23 protein-coding genes are annotated in these 22,575 nt (G+C 52.8%); 16 read left to right on the top strand and 7 right to left on the bottom strand.

All coding sequences use genetic code 11. From position 1 onward, the window contains the following. Positions 1 to 272 precede the first annotated feature (272 nt). The 7 genes from HCG48_RS22655 to HCG48_RS22625 all read left to right on the top strand — a co-directional run bounded on the left by HCG48_RS22655 (position 273) and on the right by HCG48_RS22625 (position 7,979). On the top strand, positions 273 to 1,973 hold the full coding sequence (locus HCG48_RS22655; RefSeq protein WP_246259708.1) for a ShlB/FhaC/HecB family hemolysin secretion/activation protein: 1,701 nt from the start codon (positions 273 to 275) through the stop codon (positions 1,971 to 1,973). Next, positions 1,925 to 4,537, top strand: coding sequence for a CHAT domain-containing protein (locus tag HCG48_RS22650; protein WP_168571200.1), 2,613 nt, complete (start codon positions 1,925 to 1,927; stop codon positions 4,535 to 4,537). Before HCG48_RS22655 ends, HCG48_RS22650 begins: the two co-directional genes overlap by 49 nt. Positions 4,538 to 4,793: 256 nt before the next feature. Beyond that, positions 4,794 to 5,309, top strand: a complete 516-nt coding sequence (locus HCG48_RS22645; RefSeq protein ID WP_246259706.1) for a mechanosensitive ion channel family protein — start codon at positions 4,794 to 4,796, stop codon at positions 5,307 to 5,309. A gap of 432 nt (positions 5,310 to 5,741) precedes the next feature. After that, positions 5,742 to 6,059, top strand: coding sequence for a glutaredoxin 3 (grxC, locus tag HCG48_RS22640; RefSeq protein ID WP_168571199.1), 318 nt, complete (start codon positions 5,742 to 5,744; stop codon positions 6,057 to 6,059). A 58-nt stretch (positions 6,060 to 6,117) separates the two neighbouring features. Then, positions 6,118 to 6,534 (top strand): thiol-disulfide oxidoreductase DCC family protein, encoded by a 417-nt coding sequence (locus HCG48_RS22635; protein WP_168571198.1) that lies wholly within the window; start codon positions 6,118 to 6,120, stop codon positions 6,532 to 6,534. Positions 6,535 to 6,638: 104 nt separating this feature from the next. Continuing rightward, on the top strand, positions 6,639 to 7,160 hold the full coding sequence (tadA, locus tag HCG48_RS22630; protein ID WP_168571197.1) for a tRNA adenosine(34) deaminase TadA: 522 nt from the start codon (positions 6,639 to 6,641) through the stop codon (positions 7,158 to 7,160). A 93-nt stretch (positions 7,161 to 7,253) separates the two neighbouring features. Beyond that, positions 7,254 to 7,979, top strand: coding sequence for a lysophospholipid acyltransferase family protein (locus HCG48_RS22625; RefSeq protein ID WP_168571196.1), 726 nt, complete (start codon positions 7,254 to 7,256; stop codon positions 7,977 to 7,979). Positions 7,980 to 8,004: 25 nt separating this feature from the next. Here HCG48_RS22625 and HCG48_RS22620 read toward each other — a convergent pair whose 3' ends face one another. Further along, complete coding sequence (locus tag HCG48_RS22620; protein WP_168571195.1) at positions 8,005 to 10,170, bottom strand: S8 family serine peptidase; 2,166 nt, start codon at positions 10,168 to 10,170, stop codon at positions 8,005 to 8,007. A 306-nt stretch (positions 10,171 to 10,476) separates the two neighbouring features. Here HCG48_RS22620 and HCG48_RS22615 point away from each other — a divergent pair, with 306 nt between their 5' ends. From HCG48_RS22615 to grxD, 4 genes are all read left to right on the top strand, one after another. Further along, positions 10,477 to 11,127, top strand: coding sequence for a hypothetical protein (locus tag HCG48_RS22615; protein ID WP_246259704.1), 651 nt, complete (start codon positions 10,477 to 10,479; stop codon positions 11,125 to 11,127). A gap of 40 nt (positions 11,128 to 11,167) precedes the next feature. Beyond that, the gene (locus tag HCG48_RS22610; protein ID WP_168571194.1) at positions 11,168 to 11,371 is read left to right on the top strand and encodes a hypothetical protein; all 204 of its coding nucleotides are present in this window, start codon (positions 11,168 to 11,170) and stop codon (positions 11,369 to 11,371) included. Positions 11,372 to 11,813: 442 nt separating this feature from the next. Then, positions 11,814 to 12,074, top strand: a complete 261-nt coding sequence (locus HCG48_RS22605) for a BolA family protein (RefSeq protein ID WP_168571193.1) — start codon at positions 11,814 to 11,816, stop codon at positions 12,072 to 12,074. Positions 12,075 to 12,164: 90 nt separating this feature from the next. Beyond that, the gene (gene grxD, locus HCG48_RS22600) at positions 12,165 to 12,488 is read left to right on the top strand and encodes a Grx4 family monothiol glutaredoxin (protein ID WP_168571192.1); all 324 of its coding nucleotides are present in this window, start codon (positions 12,165 to 12,167) and stop codon (positions 12,486 to 12,488) included. A 239-nt stretch (positions 12,489 to 12,727) separates the two neighbouring features. Here the strand turns inward: grxD and HCG48_RS22595 are convergent, their stop codons facing one another. After that, the gene (locus HCG48_RS22595; protein ID WP_168571191.1) at positions 12,728 to 12,979 is read right to left on the bottom strand and encodes a DUF6761 family protein; all 252 of its coding nucleotides are present in this window, start codon (positions 12,977 to 12,979) and stop codon (positions 12,728 to 12,730) included. 611 nt (positions 12,980 to 13,590) lie between these two features. Further along, complete coding sequence (locus tag HCG48_RS25595) at positions 13,591 to 13,758, bottom strand: hypothetical protein (protein WP_210437111.1); 168 nt, start codon at positions 13,756 to 13,758, stop codon at positions 13,591 to 13,593. A gap of 73 nt (positions 13,759 to 13,831) precedes the next feature. Here HCG48_RS25595 and HCG48_RS22585 point away from each other — a divergent pair, with 73 nt between their 5' ends. Then, positions 13,832 to 14,632, top strand: coding sequence for a response regulator transcription factor (locus HCG48_RS22585; RefSeq protein ID WP_168571189.1), 801 nt, complete (start codon positions 13,832 to 13,834; stop codon positions 14,630 to 14,632). A gap of 26 nt (positions 14,633 to 14,658) precedes the next feature. Here HCG48_RS22585 and HCG48_RS22580 read toward each other — a convergent pair whose 3' ends face one another. The 4 genes from HCG48_RS22580 to HCG48_RS22565 form a co-directional block, all read right to left on the bottom strand. Then, positions 14,659 to 15,429, bottom strand: a complete 771-nt coding sequence (locus HCG48_RS22580) for an ABC transporter ATP-binding protein (RefSeq protein WP_168571188.1) — start codon at positions 15,427 to 15,429, stop codon at positions 14,659 to 14,661. Positions 15,430 to 15,461: 32 nt separating this feature from the next. Next, positions 15,462 to 16,037, bottom strand: coding sequence for a hypothetical protein (locus HCG48_RS22575; protein ID WP_168571187.1), 576 nt, complete (start codon positions 16,035 to 16,037; stop codon positions 15,462 to 15,464). Between the two features lie 63 nt (positions 16,038 to 16,100). Beyond that, complete coding sequence (locus tag HCG48_RS22570; protein WP_168571186.1) at positions 16,101 to 16,535, bottom strand: DUF4079 domain-containing protein; 435 nt, start codon at positions 16,533 to 16,535, stop codon at positions 16,101 to 16,103. Between the two features lie 134 nt (positions 16,536 to 16,669). Beyond that, entirely contained in the window at positions 16,670 to 17,062 is a 393-nt protein-coding gene (locus HCG48_RS22565; RefSeq protein ID WP_168572026.1) for a DUF1830 domain-containing protein, read from the bottom strand. 490 nt (positions 17,063 to 17,552) lie between these two features. Between HCG48_RS22565 and HCG48_RS22560 the strand changes: the two genes are divergently transcribed. The 4 genes from HCG48_RS22560 (at position 17,553) to HCG48_RS22545 (ending at position 22,295) form a co-directional block, all read left to right on the top strand. Beyond that, positions 17,553 to 19,130 (top strand): photosystem II high light acclimation radical SAM protein, encoded by a 1,578-nt coding sequence (locus HCG48_RS22560; RefSeq protein WP_210437110.1) that lies wholly within the window; start codon positions 17,553 to 17,555, stop codon positions 19,128 to 19,130. Between the two features lie 121 nt (positions 19,131 to 19,251). Further along, the gene (locus HCG48_RS22555) at positions 19,252 to 20,055 is read left to right on the top strand and encodes an LmeA family phospholipid-binding protein (RefSeq protein ID WP_168571184.1); all 804 of its coding nucleotides are present in this window, start codon (positions 19,252 to 19,254) and stop codon (positions 20,053 to 20,055) included. Between the two features lie 17 nt (positions 20,056 to 20,072). Further along, positions 20,073 to 20,783, top strand: coding sequence for a thiaminase II (tenA, locus tag HCG48_RS22550; RefSeq protein WP_168571183.1), 711 nt, complete (start codon positions 20,073 to 20,075; stop codon positions 20,781 to 20,783). A gap of 171 nt (positions 20,784 to 20,954) precedes the next feature. Next, entirely contained in the window at positions 20,955 to 22,295 is a 1,341-nt protein-coding gene (locus HCG48_RS22545) for an AAA family ATPase (RefSeq protein WP_168571182.1), read from the top strand. Positions 22,296 to 22,575: the final 280 nt, after the last annotated feature.

The following is a 22,575-nucleotide window of genomic DNA, read 5'->3' as shown; positions in this document are numbered from 1 at the left end:
GAGACCTAAAATAGAGTGAATTGCTGGGTGCAGATGCATAAAATTGGAGCGAACCAATCTACCAATTAAATTTGCCAACCCGATCCAACTCATTTGCTTGAGTGTACTAAATTAAGATGTTTCCAACACAACAGTTTTTGGCGACCTTTCTAGTTCGGCGGCGGCAAAGCCCAACCGAAACCGGGGATCGATCCTTAAACCGGATCGGTTTGAACTTAGAAAACGGGCGCCATCCTTTATTTAAGCTTTCCTCTCTTTTCTCACTCCCGATCATGTTGGTCGCATCGGTAACCTCGGTGGAGCGGGCGATCGCCCAAAACGTACCGACAGACATTCCCAACCCCCTACCCCCCTCCGAACCCTTACCGGAACAACCGCCACTGTTACCGCCGCCGGAAGAACTGTTGCGACCGCCCAGCGTATCCCCCTCCGATCCGGACGCGGCGCCGGATGCGACCGGGGAGATTCCGACGACCATCGAAGTCGATGGCTTCGAGGTACTCGGTAGCACGATTTTCAGCGATGAAGAATTAGAAGATCTGCTTTCCAGCTTTATCAATCGCCCCTTATCGTTTGCAGAACTGTTGCAAGCGCGTTCCGCAGTCACCGAATATTACAACGAGCGGGGTTACATCACCACTGGGGCCTTAATTCCGCCCCAAACCTTAGAAAACGGGATCGTCAAAATCCAAGTGGTCGAAGGCGGACTCGAAGAGATCCAAGTGAGTGGAACCAATCGTCTCAGTCCCAACTACATCCGCTCTCGTTTGGAACGGGCCGGTCAAAAACCCGTCAATATCGAAGAACTCCTCGAAGCGTTGCAACTGTTGCAACTCAACCCCCTGATCGAAAATTTATCGGCGGAACTGTCCGCCGGGACGCGCACCGGGGAAAACCTGCTCGAAGTGCAGATCGAAGAAGCGCGCGCCTTCGGGGCCGAGTTCAAAATCGATAACGGGCGATCGCCGAGTGTCGGCACCTTCCGGCAAGAAATTAACCTCAATCACGGCAACTTATTCGGGTTTGGCGATGCCTTTGGAGCCGCTTACGCGCGCACGGAAGGCAGCGACCAGTGGGATTTCGACTACACCTTCCCGATTAACTCGCGTAACGGCACCCTCAACTTTTCCCACAGTCGCACGTCGAGTGAAATTATCGAGCCGCCGTTCGATCGCGTCGATATCGAAGCCAAATCGCGCACCAGCGAAGTCACCTTGCGCCAACCGTTTTTAGAAACCCCGACCCGAGAATTTGCCCTCGGGTTGACCGCCGCACGGCGATCGAGTCAAACCTCCCTCCTCGGGGTCGATTTTCCCCTCTCTCCCGGGGCCGACGACGACGGCGAAACGCGGATTTCGGCGTTACGCTTTTTCCAAGAATGGACCGAACGCAGTTCTCGCCAAGTGTTGGCGGCGCGATCGCAGTTCAGCCTCGGCGTCGGTTGGTTTGACGCCACGGTCAACAGTTCCGAACCGGACAGCCGCTTTTTGACGTGGCGCGGACAGGTACAGTGGCTGCGGGTACTCGGCGGACAAACGGGGGATCCGCGCGGGGCCGCGACCCTGTTGCTACGCGGTGACGTGCAACTGAGTCCGGAAGCCCTCGTCCCCCTGGAACAATTCGGCTTGGGCGGTTTTGAAAGCGTGCGCGGCTACCGTCAAGATGCCCTGCTCGCCGATAACGGCGCCTTTGCCTCCGCAGAAGTGCGCCTTCCGCTTTACCGCACCCGAGGGCGAGAATTTATGGTACATCTGGCGCCTTTTATCGATGTCGGTACGGCGTGGAATTCCGACGGTCAGCAAAACCCGGATTCCAATACGTTAGTGTCATTAGGGATGGGATTGCAACTGCAGTTGAGCGATAAATTACGCGCTCGTGTGGATTGGGGGGTTCCACTTGTCGATATCAATTCTAGAGATCGAACGTGGCAAGAAAACGGCATTTATTTTTCCGTGATTTCCAATCCTTTTTAATGCTCGGATTCCTTTGTATGGTGGCGATCGCGGGGCCTTTGAGTCTCCGTGGGTCGGCGTCGGATCCGGCGAACCCGGGATGGATCGAACGGGGACGGCTATTTTACGATCGCGGGCAATTTCAGCAAGCGGTGGAAGTGTGGCAAGAGGCGGCGCGATCGCGTGCGGACCGTCGCGATCCGACCCCCGTCGCGATCGCCCTGAGTAATTTAGGGACGACCTGGCGGGAATTAGGGGAGTGGAAGCGCGCCGAAATGGCGATCGCCCGCAGTTTGAGCCTGGTCAATTCCGGTGAAATCCCCCCGGAAGCGCGAAGGCGGGTTCTGGCGCAAGCGCTCAACGCGCGCGGTCATTTGGAGTTCGACCGGGGACAACTCGAACGCGCTGCGGACACCTGGGAAGCGGCGATCGCCGCCTACCGCGAAGCGGGCGATCGTCTCGCTGCGGATCGCGTCGAAATCTCCCTGGCTCAAGCCTTGCAGGGATTGGGCTTTTATCGGCGATCGCGCGATCGCCTCGAAGCCCTCCACCATCGGCTCAGTAACGAACCGGACCTCGCCCTGAGAAGTGAGAGTTTGCGCGCTTTGGGCAATGCTTTGCGTTTGGTCGGCGATTTGGAGCGATCGCGCCAAGTCTTGCAAAGTAGTTTGAGCCTCGCCCGACAATTATCCGGCGAGCAACGCCGCGATCTCATCGGCCAAATCCTGCTCGATTTGGGCAATACCGCCCGCGCCGACGACGACCTGACCACGGCGTTGCAGGCTTACCGAGACGCCGCCGCCACCAGCGATCGCGTCGCCGTCGAAGCCGATCTTAATGCCCTCGCGATCGCCATTCGCCTGTTAGAAGGGGGCGACGCGCAAGCACAAGCGATCGTGACCGAAACGATCGATCGCCTTCCCGCACAGCTCGATCGCCTGCACCCCGGACGATCTCAAGTGTACGCCCAGATTAATTTCGCCCAAAGTTTGAGCGAATTGGCACAGTTCGATCGGCGATTCTCCATTGGAGATCCTACGCGAACCCCCCTACCCCAAGAAGCGATCGCCCGCCTGTTCGCCGACGCCGTGCGGACCGCCGAACACCTGCAAGACAAACGCGCCCTCTCCCACGCTTTAGGCAGCCTCGGCCATCTTTACGAGCAAAATGGTCAAATTGCCGACGCGAGGCAGCTCACCGAGCGCGCATTGCTCTTAGCACAGCAAATCGATGCCGCCGATATCGCCTATCGCTGGCAGTGGCAACTCGGACGCCTCGCGATCGCCCATGACGACCGGGAACGGGCGATCGTCGCCTACAGCGAAGCGGTGAAATCCCTGCAAGCCATTCGTTACGATTTGGTCACCGTCAATCGCGAAGTGCAGTTTTCCTTCCGCGATCGCGTCGAACCCGTTTACCGCGAACTCCTCGGCATTTTGCTACAAGGTGAGGGCGATCGTCAACCCACTCAAGATCGTCTGCGTCAGGCCCTCAAAGTCGTCGAAGCCCTCCAACTTGCCGAACTCGACAACTTCTTTCGCGATGCTTGTCTCGACACCCAACCCGTGGAAATCGATCGCGTAGACCCCCACGCCAGTATTTTTTATCCCCTGATTTTAGAAAACCGCCTGCATACGATTGTCTCCCTTCCCGGGCAACCTTTGCGTCACTTCAGCCACGCCGTTGCTAAATCTGAAGTCGAACAAACCCTGATCCGACTGCGTCAAAGTTTAGTCAAACGTAGCTCTTTTAATTACTTACAATACGGCAATCAAGTGTATCAATGGCTGATCGAACCGATCGCCGCCGAGCTCGCCGCCGCCGACGTTCAAACCCTCGTATTCGTCCCCGACGGCTTGTTTCGCAACATTCCCATGTCAACCCTCTACGACGGCGAACAGTTCCTGATCGAAAATTACGCGATCGCCCTCACTCCCGGCTTGCAAATTCTCAAACCCAATCCTTTAAAACAGTCGAACTTAAAAGCCCTCACCGCCGGAATCAGCGAAGCGCGATCGGGGTTTTCCGCCCTTCCTTACGTCAAAACCGAAATCCGGGAAATCCATCAAACCCTACCCGGACTTCTCTTACTCAACGAAAACTTTACCCGGTCTCAACTGCGAGAAAGTCTCCTCAAAACTCCTTTTGAAATCGTCCATATTGCCACTCACGGTCAATTTAGTTCTCAAGCCGAAGATACATTTATTCTTGCTTGGGACGAGCGCATTAATGTCAACGAATTCGATAACTTATTGCGGGTTCGCGAACGCACTAGCAGCAGCGACGAGGCGATCGAATTACTCGTTCTCAGCGCTTGTGAAACCGCCAGTGGCGACAGTCGCGCCGCCCTCGGTTTGGCAGGAATTGCCATTAAAGCCGGGGCGCGCAGTACCCTCGCTACTTTATGGTATATCGACGATGCCGCTACCGCTCCTTTAATGGTCGAATTTTACCGCCAACTGAACCGTTCTACCCTGACCAAAGCCGAAGCGTTACGACAAGCTCAAATTAATTTATTGAAGATTCCCGAATATCAACACCCGATTTATTGGGGGCCGTATGTTTTGGTAGGGAATTGGTTGTAACGGAAGAGGCTATAGACAATAAAGGGCAACAATATCGGGATTGAGAGACCGTGAAAGATTGAGGCTTTGCTGCTATTTTATACCAATTTTCTAAAAACTCGATCGAGATGGATCGCCTGTAGGGACACGGCAGTGCCGTGTCCCTCCCCTCGGTCTCTCATTATTTTTCAAAAATGGTATTATATCTGCATGATTCCCACAATAAGAACAGTGGGCGATCTCTGAATTCGACCTGTCTTTTAACCTCAACTCGATCTTGACTGAACTGATTCGTCAAATTATTCTCTTTCTTCCTAAACTTGCCGCCAGTCTGGCGATCTTTTTAGCTTTTTGGTTGTCCAGCTATCTTTTAAAAAGATTGATGCGTCCCCTGGCGCGCAATAGTCAATTAAATCCCGATGCCCTTAAGTTAATTCAACAAATTAGTAGTGCAGTGATTCTCATTTTTGGGTTAATTACCGCCTTGGGAACATTGGGAATTGATATTTCGGCGATCGTGGCTGGTTTGGGCTTGACTGGATTTGCGGTCGGTTTGGCGTTAAAAGATATTTTATCTAATTTAGTTGCTGGTTCGTTAATTTTAATTTATCGCCCTTTCCGGCGAGGCGATCGCATTTCTGTTTCCAACTTTGAAGGAACGGTTACTGAAATAGACTTGCGCTATACTACTTTAAAAGATAAGGAAAAAAAGATTTTAATCCCCAATTCTTTTTTGTTCACCCATACGATTTGCATCATCGGCGAAGCAGGAGTCAAAATCATTACTAAATAAGATTGATTTAAATCAAAAATGCGATAAAATTAGGATACGACAATGCCGTATCTCTACAGGGAGTTTGTGAATTGTTAAGGTCGATTACAAGATTTATCTTAGATTCAAGCGATCGAGGAGGGGGGATTCATTTACAAACTCTTGAAAAGACGCTACAGCATTTTCCTCTGCTATGCAAGACATTTAGATCCCCCTAAATCCTCCTAAATCCCCCTAAATCCCCCTTAAAAAGGGGGACTTTGCTCGTTCCCCCCGCAATCCCCCTCATCAGACGCCCGAGTGCTGTAGAATATTCCAGAATAACTTGATAACAAGGCTCGACCTTCTAACAAGCTTGTCAATTGATGACGTCTGTCTTCTGCGGACATAGTTGAGAGTTTAGCCGAGTGGGATGAGAATTGTTATCGCCATAATACAACCCAAATTAAAACCATGATGCAATTGATTAATCGTCTGTTCGGTCGCCATCCAGAAAATATCAAAGCCAAGGTAGAAATTTACACCTGGCAAACTTGTCCCTATTGCATTCGCGCCAAACTGCTGCTGTCTTGGAAAGGGGTGAACTTTGTCGAGTATAAAATCGATGGAGATGGGGCGGCGCGGGTTAAAATGGCCGAACGGGCGAACGGACGGCGTACGGTTCCCCAAATTTTTATTAACGATCGCCATATCGGCGGTTGTGACGATCTTTACGCATTGGATAGTCAAGGTCAACTCGATCCTTTATTAGCGGCGGAAGCAACGGTTTGATTTCAGACAATCTCTATAGTCGATTGGCGTTTTTTATCTCTATTACCGCATAAAGATCGTGACTTATATTGTGATTTACGATGGCAATTGCAATTTATGTTCCAATTTAGTACAACTGTTGGAATCTCTGGATAAAGGCGATCGCTTTCGCTATATTCCCATGCAAGACGAACGGAGTTTGCAAAAGTTGCAAATCACCCCAGAGGATTGCGAATTGGGGATGATTTTAATCGATGGAGATCGGTTAGAAAAACGGTGGCAGGGAAGTGATGCAGCCGAAGAAATTGGGCGATTGTTACCCGGTGGCGAAGGGTTTGTGACCGCATATCGATCGCTTCCCGGTTTGAAATGGACGGGCGATCGTCTTTACGAGCAAGTTCGCGATCGCCGCTATACTCTTTTTGGGAAGCGATCGCAGACCTATCAATCGCCCTATCCGGCGGATTGTTCGGCTTGTCAATCGGGCAATCTCTAAGTTATTCCAGTGAACAATCAATCGATTGACAGGCATGTTTCATCGACTTTAATCGACGGAGTGCGACCGTTAAATTATCCAAGAATCTAAAATCTAGAATTCCCATGATTTGCGATCGCCCTTATTCCTTCCATCGCCAGTGGATGCAACAGGCGTTAACCCTCGCCGAACGTGCGGGAGAAGCGGGAGAAATTCCCGTCGGTGCCCTGATTATTAATAAAAAAGGAGAGGCGATCGCGCGGGGGGAAAATCGACGGGAACGGGACTGCGACCCCACCGCCCATGCGGAAATTGTAGCGTTGCGCGAAGCGGGAAAAGTGTTGCAAAATTGGCATTTAAATGATTGCACCCTCTACGTCACCCTCGAACCTTGTCCGATGTGCGCGGCGGCGATCGCCCAATCCCGGCTCAAACTGCTCGTTTACGGGGCAGACGACCCCAAAGCAGGAGCCATCCGTACCGCAGCAAATTTGCCCGATAGTGCCTGTTGTTTCCATCGTTTGGAAGTTTTGGCCGGAATTGCCGAACGAGACTGTAGAGAGCAATTACAAAGCTGGTTTGGGCGCCGTCGCGCCCGTAAAACCGGGAAGCGTTCGGCGCCAGTCGAACAACTGTCCGATCCGTAGGGTCGGGGACGGGCGATCGCCGCTACACTCAAATTCACGTGTCTCGATGCGTGCGTTCGCACATAGCCGACTGTTTCGATCTTCCCCATCATCATGCGTTTCTTTTCCCCCAGTCCACAAACCGCCCTCGAACTCGACAACATCGACTCGAAAATCGATCCCTGGTTGGGTCGCCTCGTCTATCCCTTGGGACGCTTCCTCGTCCTTCCCGCCTACTTTGGGACGATCGCCGTTCGCGGACGAGACCGCCTTCCCAGCGACGGCCCGATCGTGCTGGCCCCCACCCACCGATCGCGTTGGGACCCGATCCTGGTAGCGTATGCGACCGGACGCCACGTGACCGGACGGGATTTGCGCTACATGGTCACCGCCAATGAAGTTAAAGGAGTGCAAGGCTGGTTTATCCGGCGGTTGGGGGGGTTTCCCATCGACACGGAAAATCCGGGAATTGCCAGTTTGCGCCACGGAATCGAACTGCTGCACGATCGCCAAATGCTGGTGATTTTTCCCGAAGGGAATATCTTCCGCGACGGTCAACTCCACCGCCTCAAACCGGGGTTGACCCGTCTCGCCGTGCAAGCAGAAGCGAGTCAAGCGGATCTCGGCGTCCAGATCGTGCCGATTTCGCTACACTACAGCGATCCGTTCCCCTCGTGGGGGTGCGATGTCGAGATTCGGATCGGCGATCCCCTGCGCGTCGCCGAATATGTCAGCGCCGGGAATAAGCGCGGGGCCGAACAGTTGCGATCGCACCTGCAAAGCGCTCTAGAAGCCTTGGAACGAGGCGATCCGAGCGCTTTAGAACCCCAGGCGGCGTAATCCTCAACCGCCTCGGCGGGTCGGGTCAAACCGTAAGGGTCAACTCCCAGCGATCGATCCATCCCGTATCCCCGGGAACGCAATCGATCGCCCATAACTTCCACACTCCCTTCGCACTCCGATTGCAGAGTTTTCTCAACGTCGGCGTAGTTTCCAAGGAATAGAGGCGATCGACTTTCCCCGGATTGCCGAGGGTTCGGTCTTGTAACTGCACCGTTTGACCGTCCGGGGCCGTTAAATACAGTTCCAAATCCCCGGCAAAACCATGCTCGATCGCCACTCTGACCCGCAAATCGCGGACGACACTGTTCTCGTCGATGGCAATTTCGCTGGTCACTCCGGCGCGATCGCGATCGCCGAACCAATTGAGAGAAAACCCCCGTTCTTGTCCGGTCACCCCGTCGGGAATCTCCACCCGGCGGTTATTTTTTCCGTGGACTTGTCGCGTTCCCACAAACGGCTGAGCGAACAAGCGCCGGGCCGTCCGTACCGCTTTATACGCATTGACTTTGCCGTAACCGAACCAGTCGCAGTGACCGTCATCGTCGTAACAACCGAGACAGTGACCTAACTGCGGGTCCGTATCGCGATCGACAATTTTATCCGCACTCTGTTGCAAAATCTGCTTGACCTGGGCCGCCGTCAAGTCGGGATTGACCGACAGCACCAACGCCGCCACTCCCGCCACCACCGGACAGGCGCTCGACGTGCCACCAAAATACCCGGTATAGTCGGTTTGGTCGTATCCGGCAACGCCGACGCGATCGGTCGTAAACACCCCCAAACCGGGCATACTGTGGCGAATTTCCGGCGGCGTCGCCACCGGGCCAGTTTCGGGCAGCCACATTCCCGGCGGCGCGTTATTACTCGGCGCGCACACGCAAATACTTTTCCCCCAGTTACTATAGGCGGCTTTTTTATTGAGCGAGGTGGAGGCGGAAACGGCGATCGCGTCCGGGTGAATCGCGAAACCGTTGAGCCACTGAGTCGGACCGCTCAACACGTCCTTGGGCCATCCCCGTTCGTTCACCGTACCGTCAATCGGGCGATTGGCATTCCCCGCCGCGAACACGATGACACAGCCTTTCCCGTTGCGTCCTTCGGTGGCGGCGCGGGTGATGACGGCGCGCTGGCGCAAGGAGAGGGGAAAGTAAACGGCGGACGGTCCCCAGCTACAGGAAATCACGGCGGCCCCTTTTTGGATCGCCCAATCGAACAACTGCTCGATCGCGTCGTCGTCGAGATACCCCGTGGTGCGAAGGGGCATCAAGGCGCAACCGGGGGCGACGCCGACCACTCCCTCCCCAGTTTCTTCGGCGACGGCGACTCCGGCGCACCCGGTTCCGTGATTGTCGGACTGTTGTTCGGGAAGGGGCAGAAAATCGCGGTCTTTGAAGTCTCGCGGGGCGACGATCTTGCCCGCCCCCTGAAAATCCGGGTGGTTGAGGTCGATCGAGTCGTCGGCGATGGCGACCACGACCGATCGAATCCCTCGGGTAATGTCCCAGGCTTTTTCAATGTCGATGTGGGCTTCTGGGGACAGGGCCGACCCACCCCGATTGAAGAGATACCACTGTTGGGAATAGAGGGGGTCTTTGGGTTGGTAGTGGTGGACCGAGGCGATCGAGATGTTCGGTTCGGCGGTGAGGACGCCCTCGTCGCGCATCAGCCGATTGGCAATTTTGACCGGGTTTTCGGTGGCGTCGCGGCTGACTTTGCAGATAAAGGTGTTGGGAATCCCGGCTAAGGGCCGTTGAACTTGCACGCCGACCGCCGCCACGATCGCCGCGACGCGCTCGGTATCCACATCTCGGGCAAATTGGATCGTCAGTTCGTCGGTCAGGTAAACCCAGCTTCCCGGATTGTTTTCTACCCGGTAGACGTGGCTGACAAAAGCAATTTCGGGCAAGTCTCGCGCCTGTTGCATGGCGCGGTCTAAGTTGGCGGGGTCGGTGGTGAATTCTTCGAGGGGGGTGTTGGGAACTCGTTTGACGGGGGTAGCGCCGACTCGCTCGATCCAGGTTCGCGGCGCCTCGGGATCGGCGGGGGAGGCGGTAAAGCGATCTTCGAGTTTGAGTAAGATTAATTCTTCGCCACCGCGCTGCAGGATCGTGCCGAGGTCGCGGTCGTTGACGCCGATCCCGTGCCAGTCAGTACGGACGCGATCGGACGGATTGACAGGATCGCTCATGAGCTTGACTCCATATCTCCATATCTGCCACTTTTTATCCAGTTTTGCATGGCGGCTCTGGAAAAAATAAAGATAGATCGGGCGATCGCCCCCCTTGGCGAACAAACGACTAGGATTTACGTCGATCCCCTCCGAGGAGCGACCCTTCGCCATCCCCGATTCCTCCAATCTAAAATCTAAAATCTAAAATCTCCATCCACGCCTCTGGTAAGTTTTTGGGGATAAGAACTGACTTGAGACCTAGCAATGTTAAGATACTTTACGTTTCTCGCTATTGTGTTTTCTCCACACACGCCAAGGTACTCTATGGGATCTGCTTTCCAGCTCAACCCAACTCGCATGACGGGGTGGTTCTCTTTACCGTTGTTAACGGCGCTTCTCCTGCTGCCAGGGGCGATCGCCTCCGCTCAAGAAGTCTCGGAACCGGACAGTTTCGATCGCATTCAAGCCCCTGCCGGATCGAACAATTCGACGCCGAGCGCGGCGAATAGCGAACCGGAAATCGAGGATCCGAATAATTTGCGCCCCCTCGCTCAAGACAACACCCTCCTCAGTGTCGAAGCCGGAGAACGGTTGATGAGTGAAGCTGGGGATGCCGTCGCCCAACAAGATTACGCCCTGGCGATTCAAAAGCTCCAGCAATCGCGGGAAATTTTCAATCAGCTTTCTAATTTTCACCAGCAACTCGCTTCGAGTTTCAACGGGATCGATAACCGGATTTCGTCGGCCCAACGCACGAAGGCATTAGAAACGGCACAAATGCGCGATCGCGCTACGTTTCAGTTGGCGTTGGTCCATCGCGCCCAAAATCAACCGGAATTAGCGGTTCCGTTGTTAATTCAAATTATTCAAAGTCAACAACCGACCCGCGACTTGGGACAACAAGCTTACCAACAGTTGCTCGAACTCGGATTTGTGGATTCTCCCTATCCCCAGCAACCGACCTCTTCAAATTAAATCTTTCCAATCGCAGCTATCAATCCGATTGGGGATTAGGTTGGAGATTTTTGCGAATCGCCCTCGCCGAGGGGGTCTGTGCGAAGGAGCGGCGATCGGGCGATCGCCCCGGTTTGACGGGCTTGTAGGGAAAGGGTCAGCCGTGGAGAGCGCCTCGGAGTCCGGCGTCCCTCTCCCCCGTCGAGGCAGTGGCGATCCCCGGGCGATCGTCCGTTCGGGGCGATCGGCGATCGCGTCTAAATGATAAATTAAAGTCATTCAGATTTGACCTGAATCCGCGAGAAAGCTCGCGTTCTACCCGTAAAAATCCTGCTGAAACAATGCAGCACTCTCGAACGGAAAATAGTAATTGTAAAGGGCATTCTTATAGCGATCGCTCTCAAAACAGCTCAGTAAGCCGTCACTCGGCTGAATGAAAAAGCGAATTTACGCCGTAAGGCAGGTAGGGTAGGGCATACCCGAACCTCTCCTGAAATGGAGAAAACGCCCAGAGCGCTATCCGTAAGCGGGTATCTAGATAGCCAGGCAATTTTCTAGTGCTAGTGCGCTCGGATAGGACATAACCACGGAAGACCTGATTAGGGCTTACCTCGAAAGGGCAGTGGTTAGCTTGGGAACCCCGCGCTGTATGCGAAGCATCAGTATCGGAAGGATGTCAGAGGTACACCCTATCCCAAGGAGGAGCAATGGTCAGCCCCGAACAAGTTAAAAATACCCTCGAAGCTCAATTAGCCGATGCGGTGGTTCAAGTGGAAGATTTAACGGGAACCCGGGATCACTACCAAGTGATCGTTGTCTCTTCTGCTTTTGAAGGCCAAAGTCTGGTCAAGCAACACCAGCTTGTTTATGGGGCATTGAAAGACGCCCTTTCTTCTGAAGCCATCCACGCCTTGACGATGAAAACGTATACCCCGAAAACCTGGGCTGCCGCCCACGGCGCCGCTTGAACTCGGGGAACGATACACTAAAACTGGCGTGGGATTTTCGCAGATCCACCGACCGCTTTTTCAGACGACAGCGCAATTTTAATCACGATCATGACTCCAGAACTCAAACAACGCATCGAAAGCTTTATCAACGGCAGCAAAATCGCCATTTTCATGAAGGGCAACAAGTTAATGCCCCAATGCGGTTTCTCGAATAACGTCGTCCAAATCTTTAACACCCTCGGCGTTCCTTTTGAAACCTTTGACGTTCTCGAAGACTACGAAATTCGCCAGGGCATTAAGGAGTATTCTAACTGGCCGACGATCCCGCAAGTTTACATTAATGGCGAGTTTGTCGGCGGTTCCGATATTATTATCGAGCTTTATCAAAGTGGCGAATTGCCGCAAATGGTAGAAGTGGCTCTCGCTTCTTAAGCGTTGAGTGTTTTGAGTGAAACTAGCCCTTCGGATCGTTGTTTTCTGCACGCCGAGGGGCTTTTTGCCGCACAAAAAGGCGATCGCGGCTCGAATGTATCGCCGATGACAGTTTTGCCGAGGCGATCTCCCTATGTTGGAGAGATCGCAAAAATCCACAGCAGCGAATCCGGTACGCTTGGGTTTCGTCTCCGTGCTGTGGATGGGGGTTTTAGACCGAACGAGCTCGATTCAAGCCGTCAATAGTAACCCGTTTCCGGTTGCGGCTGGGGAACCGCCTCGAAGTTGGACGGATCGTAGATGAAACGAGCGAGTTCTTCTTCCAATCTGTGAACGAGATACGGCTCGATCGTGTTCGTTTGGCGCAATGCAGTAATATATCCATCCACATAGAGTCTCAGATCGTCAAAGCGATACCCTCGATTCCACAAATCGACGAGAGAATCGGTTAACTTCTGGTAGTGGCGGATTGTCGTGGCATCCTGAAGCATGGTTTTGTCCTCAAAGTCGGTAAATGCAAAATACAACGGTTGTAGGAATTTACCCGTACGCTAAGGCGAATCCTCAGCGAACAATTTCAATTGTGGATATAATCAGGGGTTTCAACATTCTCGTTCCAACATTCTTTAGTAGTATAGCGAAGCCATTGAGGTTGAGAGTCGGGTTCGATGGGGGAAATTCCTCCAAGGGTCGCCTTTTTGAGATTAACTGACGCGATCGCGGTCCAAATTGTTCGTTTTCGATCGGCGATGTCCGAGGGGGCGCATCGATCCCCGGCGATCGGAGGGAGGAGGACAGGAGGATCGCCCCTCGAACCCGGGATCGATGCCGATGGAAAACAATTTAGATCGGATTGAATTCAAAATTGTTCGAGCAGAACCGTCTTGGATGCCGATCCTGTTTACATTTTACCTATAAGCAAATTTCTCTCCAAGCGATCGCCCTACTCACTCGTCGGGAAGGGCGATCGTCGGAGCCGATCGGTTTTGGCGCTGTCTTCGCATTTCCCTAGCATAAGAGTGTTATTTTGGGTAGCGGAAGTTACAAAACCTTGACAAAAGCTCTGTTAACCTAAATCTCACTAGCTCGAACTTCAGCAAACCTAAGCACCGAGGGCGATCGCTCGAAGTGCGAAGTCGGAGATCGAGTGCAGTCTGCGGGCCGTGGCGAGCGATCGCCCTTCTCCCCCCACGGGGATTCTCGATGCGGCGAGAAAGCCCGACAGCACAGACCGAAACAGGAGCCGCAGGTCATCCTGTCCATTGTTCAAGAACTGCAAAAGGAGGGTAGCGTCAATTCCCCTTTCGCCGAACGAACGGGGTTGGTGATGCTACAAAATACTGGTGGTTGGATCGATTAGTATTTTAATTATCGAGGGCAATCCTCATCTGCGATCGCTGTTAGCGTGGCACTTACAGCAAGTCGGCTATGGCGTCCATCAAGCCGCCGACCTGCGCCACGGACGCGAGATCGTCTGCAATCGCCAGCCGACACTGGTGATTTTAGATTCCGAACTGCCCGACGGCGATGGGGTCGAATTCTGCCGATGGCTGCAAGGACAGCAACCGTCGATGATCTTGATCCTGTCGGCGCGCAATACGGAAGCCGATATCGTCGAAGGCTTGAAAGCTGGAGCCGACGACTACTTACGCAAACCCTTTGGAATGCAAGAGTTTCTGGCTCGCATCGAAGCGATGGTACGCCGTTACCGACGGATGACTCCTCCCGCCGCTTTAGACTACGGCGATTTACAAATTGACTTGGTTCAACGTCGCGTTCGCATGAAAAACGAGTCGATCGACTTGACTCCTCAAGAATTCAGCCTGCTCTACGTCCTCGCCCAAGCGGGGGGCGTTCCCATGAGTCGCCCGGAACTGTTACGCAGAGCTTGGCCCGACGCCATTGACAATCCCCGCACGATCGACACTCACGTTCTCTCTTTACGCAAAAAAATTGAAACGGACCCGCGCCAACCGAGTTTGATTCAAACCGTTCGCAATGTCGGTTACCGTTTCAATGTGGAGATGATTAACAGCAACGGGAAAGTCAACCAACATAACGGACAACATCATGGAGAGGTCTCCCAACACAAAAAATTAACCTTGCGTCATTTATCCCAGGTCGGCGTCAGCGAGGCGCGCTAACCCGATGCGATCCCCAGCGTCGATCGCTAGCTCCACTCGCGCTCTGACTCGATCTTGGCTTCGAGAAGTTGCCCTCGGATGGCAGACCAATCCACCTGGCTGCTGTCGAGATCGCTGCGAAGCTCGCCCTCTTGCAGGTAGAGCAGGCGATCGCAAAATTGTTCGACAAATTCTAATTGATGGTTGACGACGACGGTCGTGGTTTGGCCCGTATCGGAAAGGGTTTTGAGGAGGGTCAAGATTTCAGCCGTGCGCTTGTTATCCAAGGCACTGGTCGGTTCGTCTAAGAGTAAGATTTTCGGCTGGAGGACTAAGGCGCGACAGAGGGCGATCCATTGGCGCTGACCTCCGGAAAGTTGGGTTTCCCCGCGATCGAGCCATTCGTTGGGAATTTCGAGGCGCTCGATCCAGGTGGTCATCCTTTGTTGAATGTGCGATCGTGCCAGCTTGCGTAATTTCAAGGGATAGGCGATCGCCTCGCGCGCCGTCATTCCCAACAGTTTCGCCTCTTGCAACACTAACACTACGTCCTGACGCCATTGCAGGGGATCGACCTCGCGGGCCGGACGACCTTCGAGATAAACGGTTCCCTCACTCGGAGAGATGGAGCGGTTGAGGATTCGCAATAAGGTCGTTTTCCCCGAGCCGTTGGATCCGACGATCGCCACTCGGGGTAACGGGCGATCGCCGTCCTCGGGACCCTCGATCTCGAAGGAAATCTTGTTGAGTAAATAACTCGACCCTAACTTGGTGCGGACGCTGACGGCTTCGAGCTTTAATAGAGAAGACTCGGACACGGGAGATAGTTCTCAACTTTCATATACGTAAATTATAGGATAGGCTCCGATGCGATCGCGGTGGCGATCGTCCAACCATCGACGAGTAGCAGCAACACCGTCAGTCCCAGCAAGATCAAATACATCCACGGTTGCGACAACGGCTTCACGTCTGCCGTATCGATCCCGGTTTTCGCCTCCACCGCGCGCGCCAACTGGGCAAATCCCGCCACCCGCATCGGCAGTAAGTAACCCTGTCCCGATTGGCTCAGAAAATAGTAGAGCAAGCCGCCCTGACCTGTCGTGCGCGCTTTGAGATCGGCGACCTCGTCCCAACGCAGGCGCCAACCTTTACGGAACAGACGCGGCACCCACGCCGGATAGCTCACTTCGATCGCCTCTTCGGTGACTGTCACGCGATCGCTGAAGGCGGCGTAGAGGGCGATCGCGCCCATGGCGATCCCCAACCCCAAGCCACTCGCCGGGACGGGCGCCTCGGTCGCTCGCGCCAAAAACGGCAAGGGCAACGTTAACGCCAAATAGAGACTGCCGAGAGTCAGGCGAATTAAAGGAGAAATCCGAAACGTGCGGGGAAAGGTCAAGTCCCCTTGAAGGCGATCTCGTTGCATCACTGGGTTAACCAAACTTTACAAAGAAAACACCCTGATTATGTTATATGAGAATCGCAAAATTCACGGCAGGTATTTCTGAACCACGGACCACCCGGTCCACGAGACCCACGCCAGCACGAAAAACAGCGTAACATTTGTGCTGACATGGACGGTTCGGGCCCACGGACGCCGGGGGGCGATTTGAGTAGAACTCCACGCCGAGAGTAAGACGAGGACTACCGTACTCAACCCGGCAACCAGATGGACAGAATGACCCAAAGAACCGTAGTGACCGAGGGTTCCGACTATCCCGATCGCCAATAACAGTAATACTAAACCGACGATCGCCACGCCCACGGTTTGATGGATCGATTTGAGTAAAACGCGGCGGCGGCGAGCTTTTCTCGCTCTAAAAACGAACCATCCCGTCGTCGCTAAAACCACGTAAGCGGCGATCGTCAAACCCATCGACCACGCGGCAATTTTCCACAACCAAAGAAATGACGGTAAATCCACAACTTATGACTTAGATGGCTTCGATCCCAACAATCGGGTACGACCCGCACCCTTTCCACGATCTCCATCATAATAGGAGGTGGCGATCGCTGCCGGACCGCCACCTCTTATGAAAACATTAGAAAAGTTTTATTTTATGCAATCGTCGTTAAAGCGGCTACCGCGAGTGGATCGGTAATCGCCGGACGTTTGTCATAGCTCTCCCGTCTGGGTTGTGGGCGCGTTGGTTCCTCGATCGGGTCGCCAGAGTCCTCCGATCCCGACGAGTCGTTATCTGCAATTCGCAAGCGCGTGCAAGGGATTTTATCCGATAAAATCGCACTCGCCATCATGCCCGTATGAATTTCTAAAAGGGCTTCTGAAAAGGCTTCAAAAACTAACCGTTGTCCGGGGAACACAACTCGCTCAAAATACCAATTTGGGATATTGCTGATACGAGCAATTTGGATTTTGCTCGTTGCATTCACGTAGCAGCACAGAATACGACCGGAACGGTCAGACGGGAGGGGATCGAGAATTTGTGCCATGACGATTAAGGAGTTTTGCACCTAAAACGATTTATTACATTTTTTACCCTAACACTCCCCGATCCCGGCTGGCTGTAAAGGCGACTACCAACTGAAATAAATCTCTTCAACGGTTCGACTTAAAAATTAGTTGATGAATAATTTAAGATTTTTTTAAAAACCCGACCCGCTCCAGCCAGAATCGTTATTCGGCGCCCGCCGCGATCGCCCCACGATCGCGGTTCTAACTGCCGTGGTTTCCACCTCAATCAATGCAATTAACCGATCGCCCTATCGAGCTGGGAGGGGCGATCGAAGCCCTCGGTTAATTCGTGCATGAATAACACAACTTTTGGCCAAGTTCCCTCAACCTCGCCGTTAAAAAGCAGATCCCGATCGCAATCGCCGCGCACCACCGATGCAGATCCCAGACAGGAATGATATCGTGAAGTTATATGAAAAACTTTTCAGAAAACTTAACGCACCGAACACCCTAACCTCTCAAACCCAAATGAATACCGATCGCATCCTTTACGTCCGCCTCCCGTGCAATCCGATCTTCCCCATCGGGGTCGTCTACCTCGCCGATCGCATTCACAAACTCTTTCCCGACGTCGAACAACAGATCTTCGACCTGGGAACGATCCCACCCCTCGACTTTGCCAGCGCCCTCGATCGGGCGATCGACGAGTTCAAACCGAGCTTACTCGTCTTCTCCTGGCGCGACATTCAAATTTACGCCCCCGTTGGCGGACGCGGCGGCAACCCCTTGCAATACGCCTTCGAGTTCTATTACGCCCGCAATCCCCTCGTCAAACTTCGGGGCGCCCTGGGCGGCTTACGAATTACCACCGCTTACTATACGGAACTGTGGCGCAACCTCGGCTTAATTAAACGCGGCTTAAAACGGGCGAAAACCTACAATCCCGACGCCCGCGCCGTCGTCGGCGGCGGCGCCGTCAGCGTTTTCTACGAACAACTCGGCAAAAGCTTACCCGACGGAACGATCGTCTCCGTCGGCGAAGGAGAAGCCCTCCTCGAAAAACTGCTGCGCGGCGATTCCCTCGACGACGAACGCTGTTATATCGTCGGTCAAACCGAACCGCGCGATCGCATGATCCACGAAAAACCGACCGACTTCGAGAAAACTGCCTGCAACTACGACTACATCGAAACCATCTGGCCCGCCTTCAACTATTACCTGCAAGAAAGCGACTTTTACATCGGCGTCCAAACCAAACGCGGCTGTCCCCATAACTGCTGCTACTGCATTTATACCGTCATCGAAGGTAAGCAAGTTCGCATCAATCCCGCCGATGAAGTCGTCGCCGAAATGCGGCAACTTTACGATCGCGGCATTCGCAACTTCTGGTTTACCGACGCCCAATTTATCCCCGCCCGTAAATTCATCGACGACGCGATCGAGCTACTGCAAAAAATCCTCGCTTCCGGGATGAAAGATATTCACTGGGCCGCCTACATTCGCGCCGATAACCTCACTCCCGAACTGTGCGATCTTATGGTTAAAACCGGGATGAATTACTTTGAAATCGGCATTACCAGTGGGTCTCAAGAACTCGTTCGCAAAATGCGAATGGGTTACAACCTGCGAACGGTTTTAGAAAACTGCCGCGACCTCAAAGCTGCCGGATTTAACGACCTCGTTTCCGTTAATTATTCCTTCAACGTCATCGACGAAACTTTCGAGACAATCCGCCAAACGATCGCCTATCATCGCGAACTCGAACGCATTTTCGGCGCCGATAAAGTCGAACCCGCCATCTTTTTCATCGGCTTACAACCGCACACCCATCTCGAAGAATACGCCTTCGATAACGACATTCTCAAACCCGGTTACAATCCCATGAGTTTGATGCCGTGGACCGCCCGCAAATTGCTGTGGAATCCCGAACCCCTCGGCTCTTTCTTCGGTGAAGTTTGCCTCGAAGCATGGCGGCGCAATCCCAACGATTTCGGGCGAGAAGTGATGAATATTTTAGAAGAACGTCTCGGTTGTGGGGACTTAGAAGCGGCTTTGTCGGCTCCAATTGACACCGCTAAAAAATCCTTAGTCGGTGCCAGTTCGTAACTGGTGAAGCGATCGCGTTTCTGAATTTGGCGAACCACTTGGTCAGTCATTCCTAGTTTCCCGGCAATGAACGTGGGGACACGGCATTGCCGGGTTACTATTAGTAGTGTCATAAAAAGCCGTGGAATTTCTAACGATCCTGTTTTCAAGCTTATTAACAGTTATTTCCCCCGTTAATACAGTTTCCGATACCGTCATCGAACGCGAATTGCGCGATCGCCTCCACGGGGTGGAAGTCTTAGAAGTAAGAATCGATAATACCCCGAACTATCAAGTGATTCGAGGCAAGATCGATCGGTTTCGTTTGGCGGGTCGGGGATTGTACGTTTTGCCAGATTTAAGAATCGATACCTTAGACATCGAAACCGATCCGATCGCCGTCGATTTAGAGAAATTGCGCCGGGGATCGCGCGATCGCGCCGTGGAGAGTTTGGAACGCCCCGCGATCGCCGCCATTCATTTAGTGTTAACCGAAACTGACCTCAATCGGGCTTTGCGATCGCCCGAGTTTTTGAATACCCTGCAAACTGTAGCCACTGAAATTTTTGATTCCCCCTTACTGCGGCAAAATGCCAGCCGTTATACCCTCGTCGATCCGCAAATTGAGCTATTAGAAAATAATCGCATTGTTTTCGAGACCCAACTCGCCGAAAAAGGCTACAGCGATCGCCTCAAACTGACGATTAAAACTGGGTTTAGATGGATCGACGGACGGCAATTAGAATTGAGTGAACCGCAAGTCTTAGTCAACGATCGCCCCGCCCCCGGGCAATTCGTGCGCGGGTTAAACGCCGTCGCCCGTCGCTTCAACCTCGATCGCGCCGCAGATCGGGGGATTCAGGCGCGGGCGATTCGGGTACAGATCGCGGGCGATCGCCTCGAAACCGTTCTTTGTGTAAGATCGATCGCGACCCATTCACCCTAAATCCTTCAGTTGCAACTATGCTAGACCTTTCCAAGCGCGTCGGCGCCGAACCCGGGACGTTGTGCGATCGCCTCTTCCAAAACAGCCGATCGATCTGGGAACGACAGTTCGACCATCCCTTTGTTGAAGCCCTGGGGAATGGCAGCTTACCTCGGGAAAACTTCGAGTTTTACATCCTTCAAGATGCCCGGTTTCTCGAACAACTCACTAAAATTTTCGCCGCCGGGGCGATCGCCAGCGACGAACCCGCCGTCATGGAAAAAATGTGCCAACTCGCCCTCGACACCATCCGCGTCGAACGGGAACTGCACGAAACCTTCGCCCGCGAGTTCGGTTTGACGATCGCACAAATGGAGGCAACCCCCCTCGCGCCGACCAATTACGCTTATACAAGACATCTATTGAGCGTCGTTAACAACGGTACTTTACCCGAAATTATCACCGCCACTCTCCCCTGCGCCTGGATTTATGCCGAAATCGGCAAGCACTTTGTGAGCCTCGGCGACCCGCCCGCCGACCATCCCTATCGCAATTGGATTCAAACCTACGCCGATCCCAGCTTTGAAGAAGTCGGAACGTGGTTGCGGACCACCCTCAATCGCATCACCCCCGAGGATGAGAAAACGTTCCGCCGTCTCGATGAAATTTTCACGATTAGCAGTCGCTACGAGTGGATGTTTTGGGAAATGGCGTGGACTTTAGAAGCCTGGAAACCGCAGATTTCTTAATGTTTGTACCGATGTTTGTACCGGGGGTGTTCTGGTTGCGCCCCCGGAGGCAAATAAATGTTACATTTCCCGGGACAATTCCTCAAAAGTAGAATACGATCGAGCCAAACCTCGAAAAGGTGCTATCCCGACGCCATCCGATCGCCCATCCCCAATGATGGAAATCACATCATGGATAGAAATGAGTTTAAACGCTTTTTTCGCGCCTGCAATCCCAGCAAAACCATCTGGATTGAGAGACCTGAGGATAAAGATTATTACATTGATTTTACTTCCGTCAGAGGTACGGATATTGTCGAACAACTCGGAGAAACGATCTCCCTCCTTTCTCCAGATCCGACTTGTCAGCTTTTCACCGGACATATTGGTTGTGGTAAATCGACCGAGTTATTGCGCTTAAAATTCGAGCTAGAAAAACAGGGTTTTGTTGTCGTTTATATCGACACCCGCGACGATTTGGAAATGGGAGATGTGGACGTCACCGATGTTTTATTGGCGATCGCCCAAAAAGTTCTCGATACTTTAGAACAGCAAAGCCTCAACCTCAAACCCGGTTATTTTAATGAGCTTTTAGAACAATGCGTGCAGTTTCTGCTCACTCCCATCGAACTGAAAGCAGAAATGGAGTTTAATCCAGAAATTTCTTTTCTTGGTGCTAAAGTTAACCTGGGTAAGATTGTTGCCAAAACTAAAGATAGTCCACAAATGCGCGATCGCCTGCGCGACTATTTAGAACCGAAAACAAATACCTTACTACAGGCGATTAACGGCGATTTAATCCAACCTGCTAACCTTCAATTAAAGAAGCAAGGAAAAGAAGGACTGGTCATTATTATCGACAGTCTCGATCGCGTAGACAATCGTAAAAGATCGGATGATAAAAGTGCGGTCGAATATTTATTTATTACCCGAGGAGAACAGTTAAAGGAATTAAAATGTCATGTGGTTTATACCATCCCCCTCGTGTTGATGTTTTCTAACGAACGGGAAGCATTAAAAAAGCGTTTAGGGGGAGGTAATGCGCCGATGGTCTTACCGATGGTTCCGGTGAAGTTAGCCGACGGTCAAAACTGTGAAAAAGGGTTAGAATTATTAAGACAGGCGATTTTAGCCCGCGCTTTTCCCAAACTGTCGCCAAAACAACGGCGCGATCGCATCACCGAGGTTGTTGACCGTCCCGAAACCCTCGATCGCCTCTGTGGTATCAGTGGCGGTCACGTGCGAAATTTACTCAGTTTGTTATTTCGCTGTTTGCAACAAAGCAAGCAATTACCGATTACCCGCGATCGCCTCGAAATTGCCATTCGTCAAGAACGAGATGACCTGATGCTGGCAATTACCGAACTGGAATGGGAGTTACTTAAAAAAGTCTCGCAAACTAAAAAAGTGACCGGAGAAGATCAATATCAAATCCTTTTAAGGAGTTTATTCGTTTTTGAATATCGCACCAACGAATTCGGTCGCTGGTTCGATCTCAATCCCCTCTTAGAAGACGCCCCCGAACTCACATGAAATTTCCCAAAATTCCCTTTTCAAAAGCCCCCCTTCTCAAGGGGAACTGAGGGGATTAAAGTCACCCCAAACTTCCATATAGCATTTTCCTCTGCTATGCAAAACATTTAGATCCCCCTAAATCCCCCTTAAAAAGGGGGACTTTCCTCTAGATCCGCCTAAATCCCCCTCGCCAGGTAGGGGTTGGATTACCAAACCCCTACTTTCCTCGTTCCCCCCTAACCCTCCTTCGCCCCCCTTTCAAAGGGGGGTTGGGGGGATAGAAGGGGATCGGCACTGT

The organism is Oxynema aestuarii AP17 (assembly GCF_012295525.1).
GTDB classification, from domain to species: domain Bacteria; phylum Cyanobacteriota; class Cyanobacteriia; order Cyanobacteriales; family Laspinemataceae; genus Oxynema; species Oxynema aestuarii.
The sequence above is the reverse complement of the archived record's forward strand: the minus strand, read 5'-3'. Positions and strand labels throughout refer to the sequence as shown.

Coding starts and splice junctions, on each gene's coding strand:
- HCG48_RS22595 (WP_168571191.1), bottom strand. CDS start 12,979: ATGCTTCAGGATGCCACGACAATCCGCCACTACCAGAAGTTAACCGAT.
- tenA (WP_168571183.1), top strand. CDS start 20,073: ATGCTAGACCTTTCCAAGCGCGTCGGCGCCGAACCCGGGACGTTGTGC.
- HCG48_RS22625 (WP_168571196.1), top strand. CDS start 7,254: ATGCGTTTCTTTTCCCCCAGTCCACAAACCGCCCTCGAACTCGACAAC.
- HCG48_RS22605 (WP_168571193.1), top strand. CDS start 11,814: ATGGTCAGCCCCGAACAAGTTAAAAATACCCTCGAAGCTCAATTAGCC.
- HCG48_RS22655 (WP_246259708.1), top strand. CDS start 273: ATGTTGGTCGCATCGGTAACCTCGGTGGAGCGGGCGATCGCCCAAAAC.
- HCG48_RS22575 (WP_168571187.1), bottom strand. CDS start 16,037: ATGCAACGAGATCGCCTTCAAGGGGACTTGACCTTTCCCCGCACGTTT.
- HCG48_RS22565 (WP_168572026.1), bottom strand. CDS start 17,062: ATGGCACAAATTCTCGATCCCCTCCCGTCTGACCGTTCCGGTCGTATT.
- grxD (WP_168571192.1), top strand. CDS start 12,165: ATGACTCCAGAACTCAAACAACGCATCGAAAGCTTTATCAACGGCAGC.
- HCG48_RS22545 (WP_168571182.1), top strand. CDS start 20,955: ATGGATAGAAATGAGTTTAAACGCTTTTTTCGCGCCTGCAATCCCAGC.
- tadA (WP_168571197.1), top strand. CDS start 6,639: ATGATTTGCGATCGCCCTTATTCCTTCCATCGCCAGTGGATGCAACAG.
- HCG48_RS22615 (WP_246259704.1), top strand. CDS start 10,477: ATGGGATCTGCTTTCCAGCTCAACCCAACTCGCATGACGGGGTGGTTC.
- HCG48_RS22560 (WP_210437110.1), top strand. CDS start 17,553: ATGAATACCGATCGCATCCTTTACGTCCGCCTCCCGTGCAATCCGATC.
- grxC (WP_168571199.1), top strand. CDS start 5,742: ATGATGCAATTGATTAATCGTCTGTTCGGTCGCCATCCAGAAAATATC.
- HCG48_RS22620 (WP_168571195.1), bottom strand. CDS start 10,170: ATGAGCGATCCTGTCAATCCGTCCGATCGCGTCCGTACTGACTGGCAC.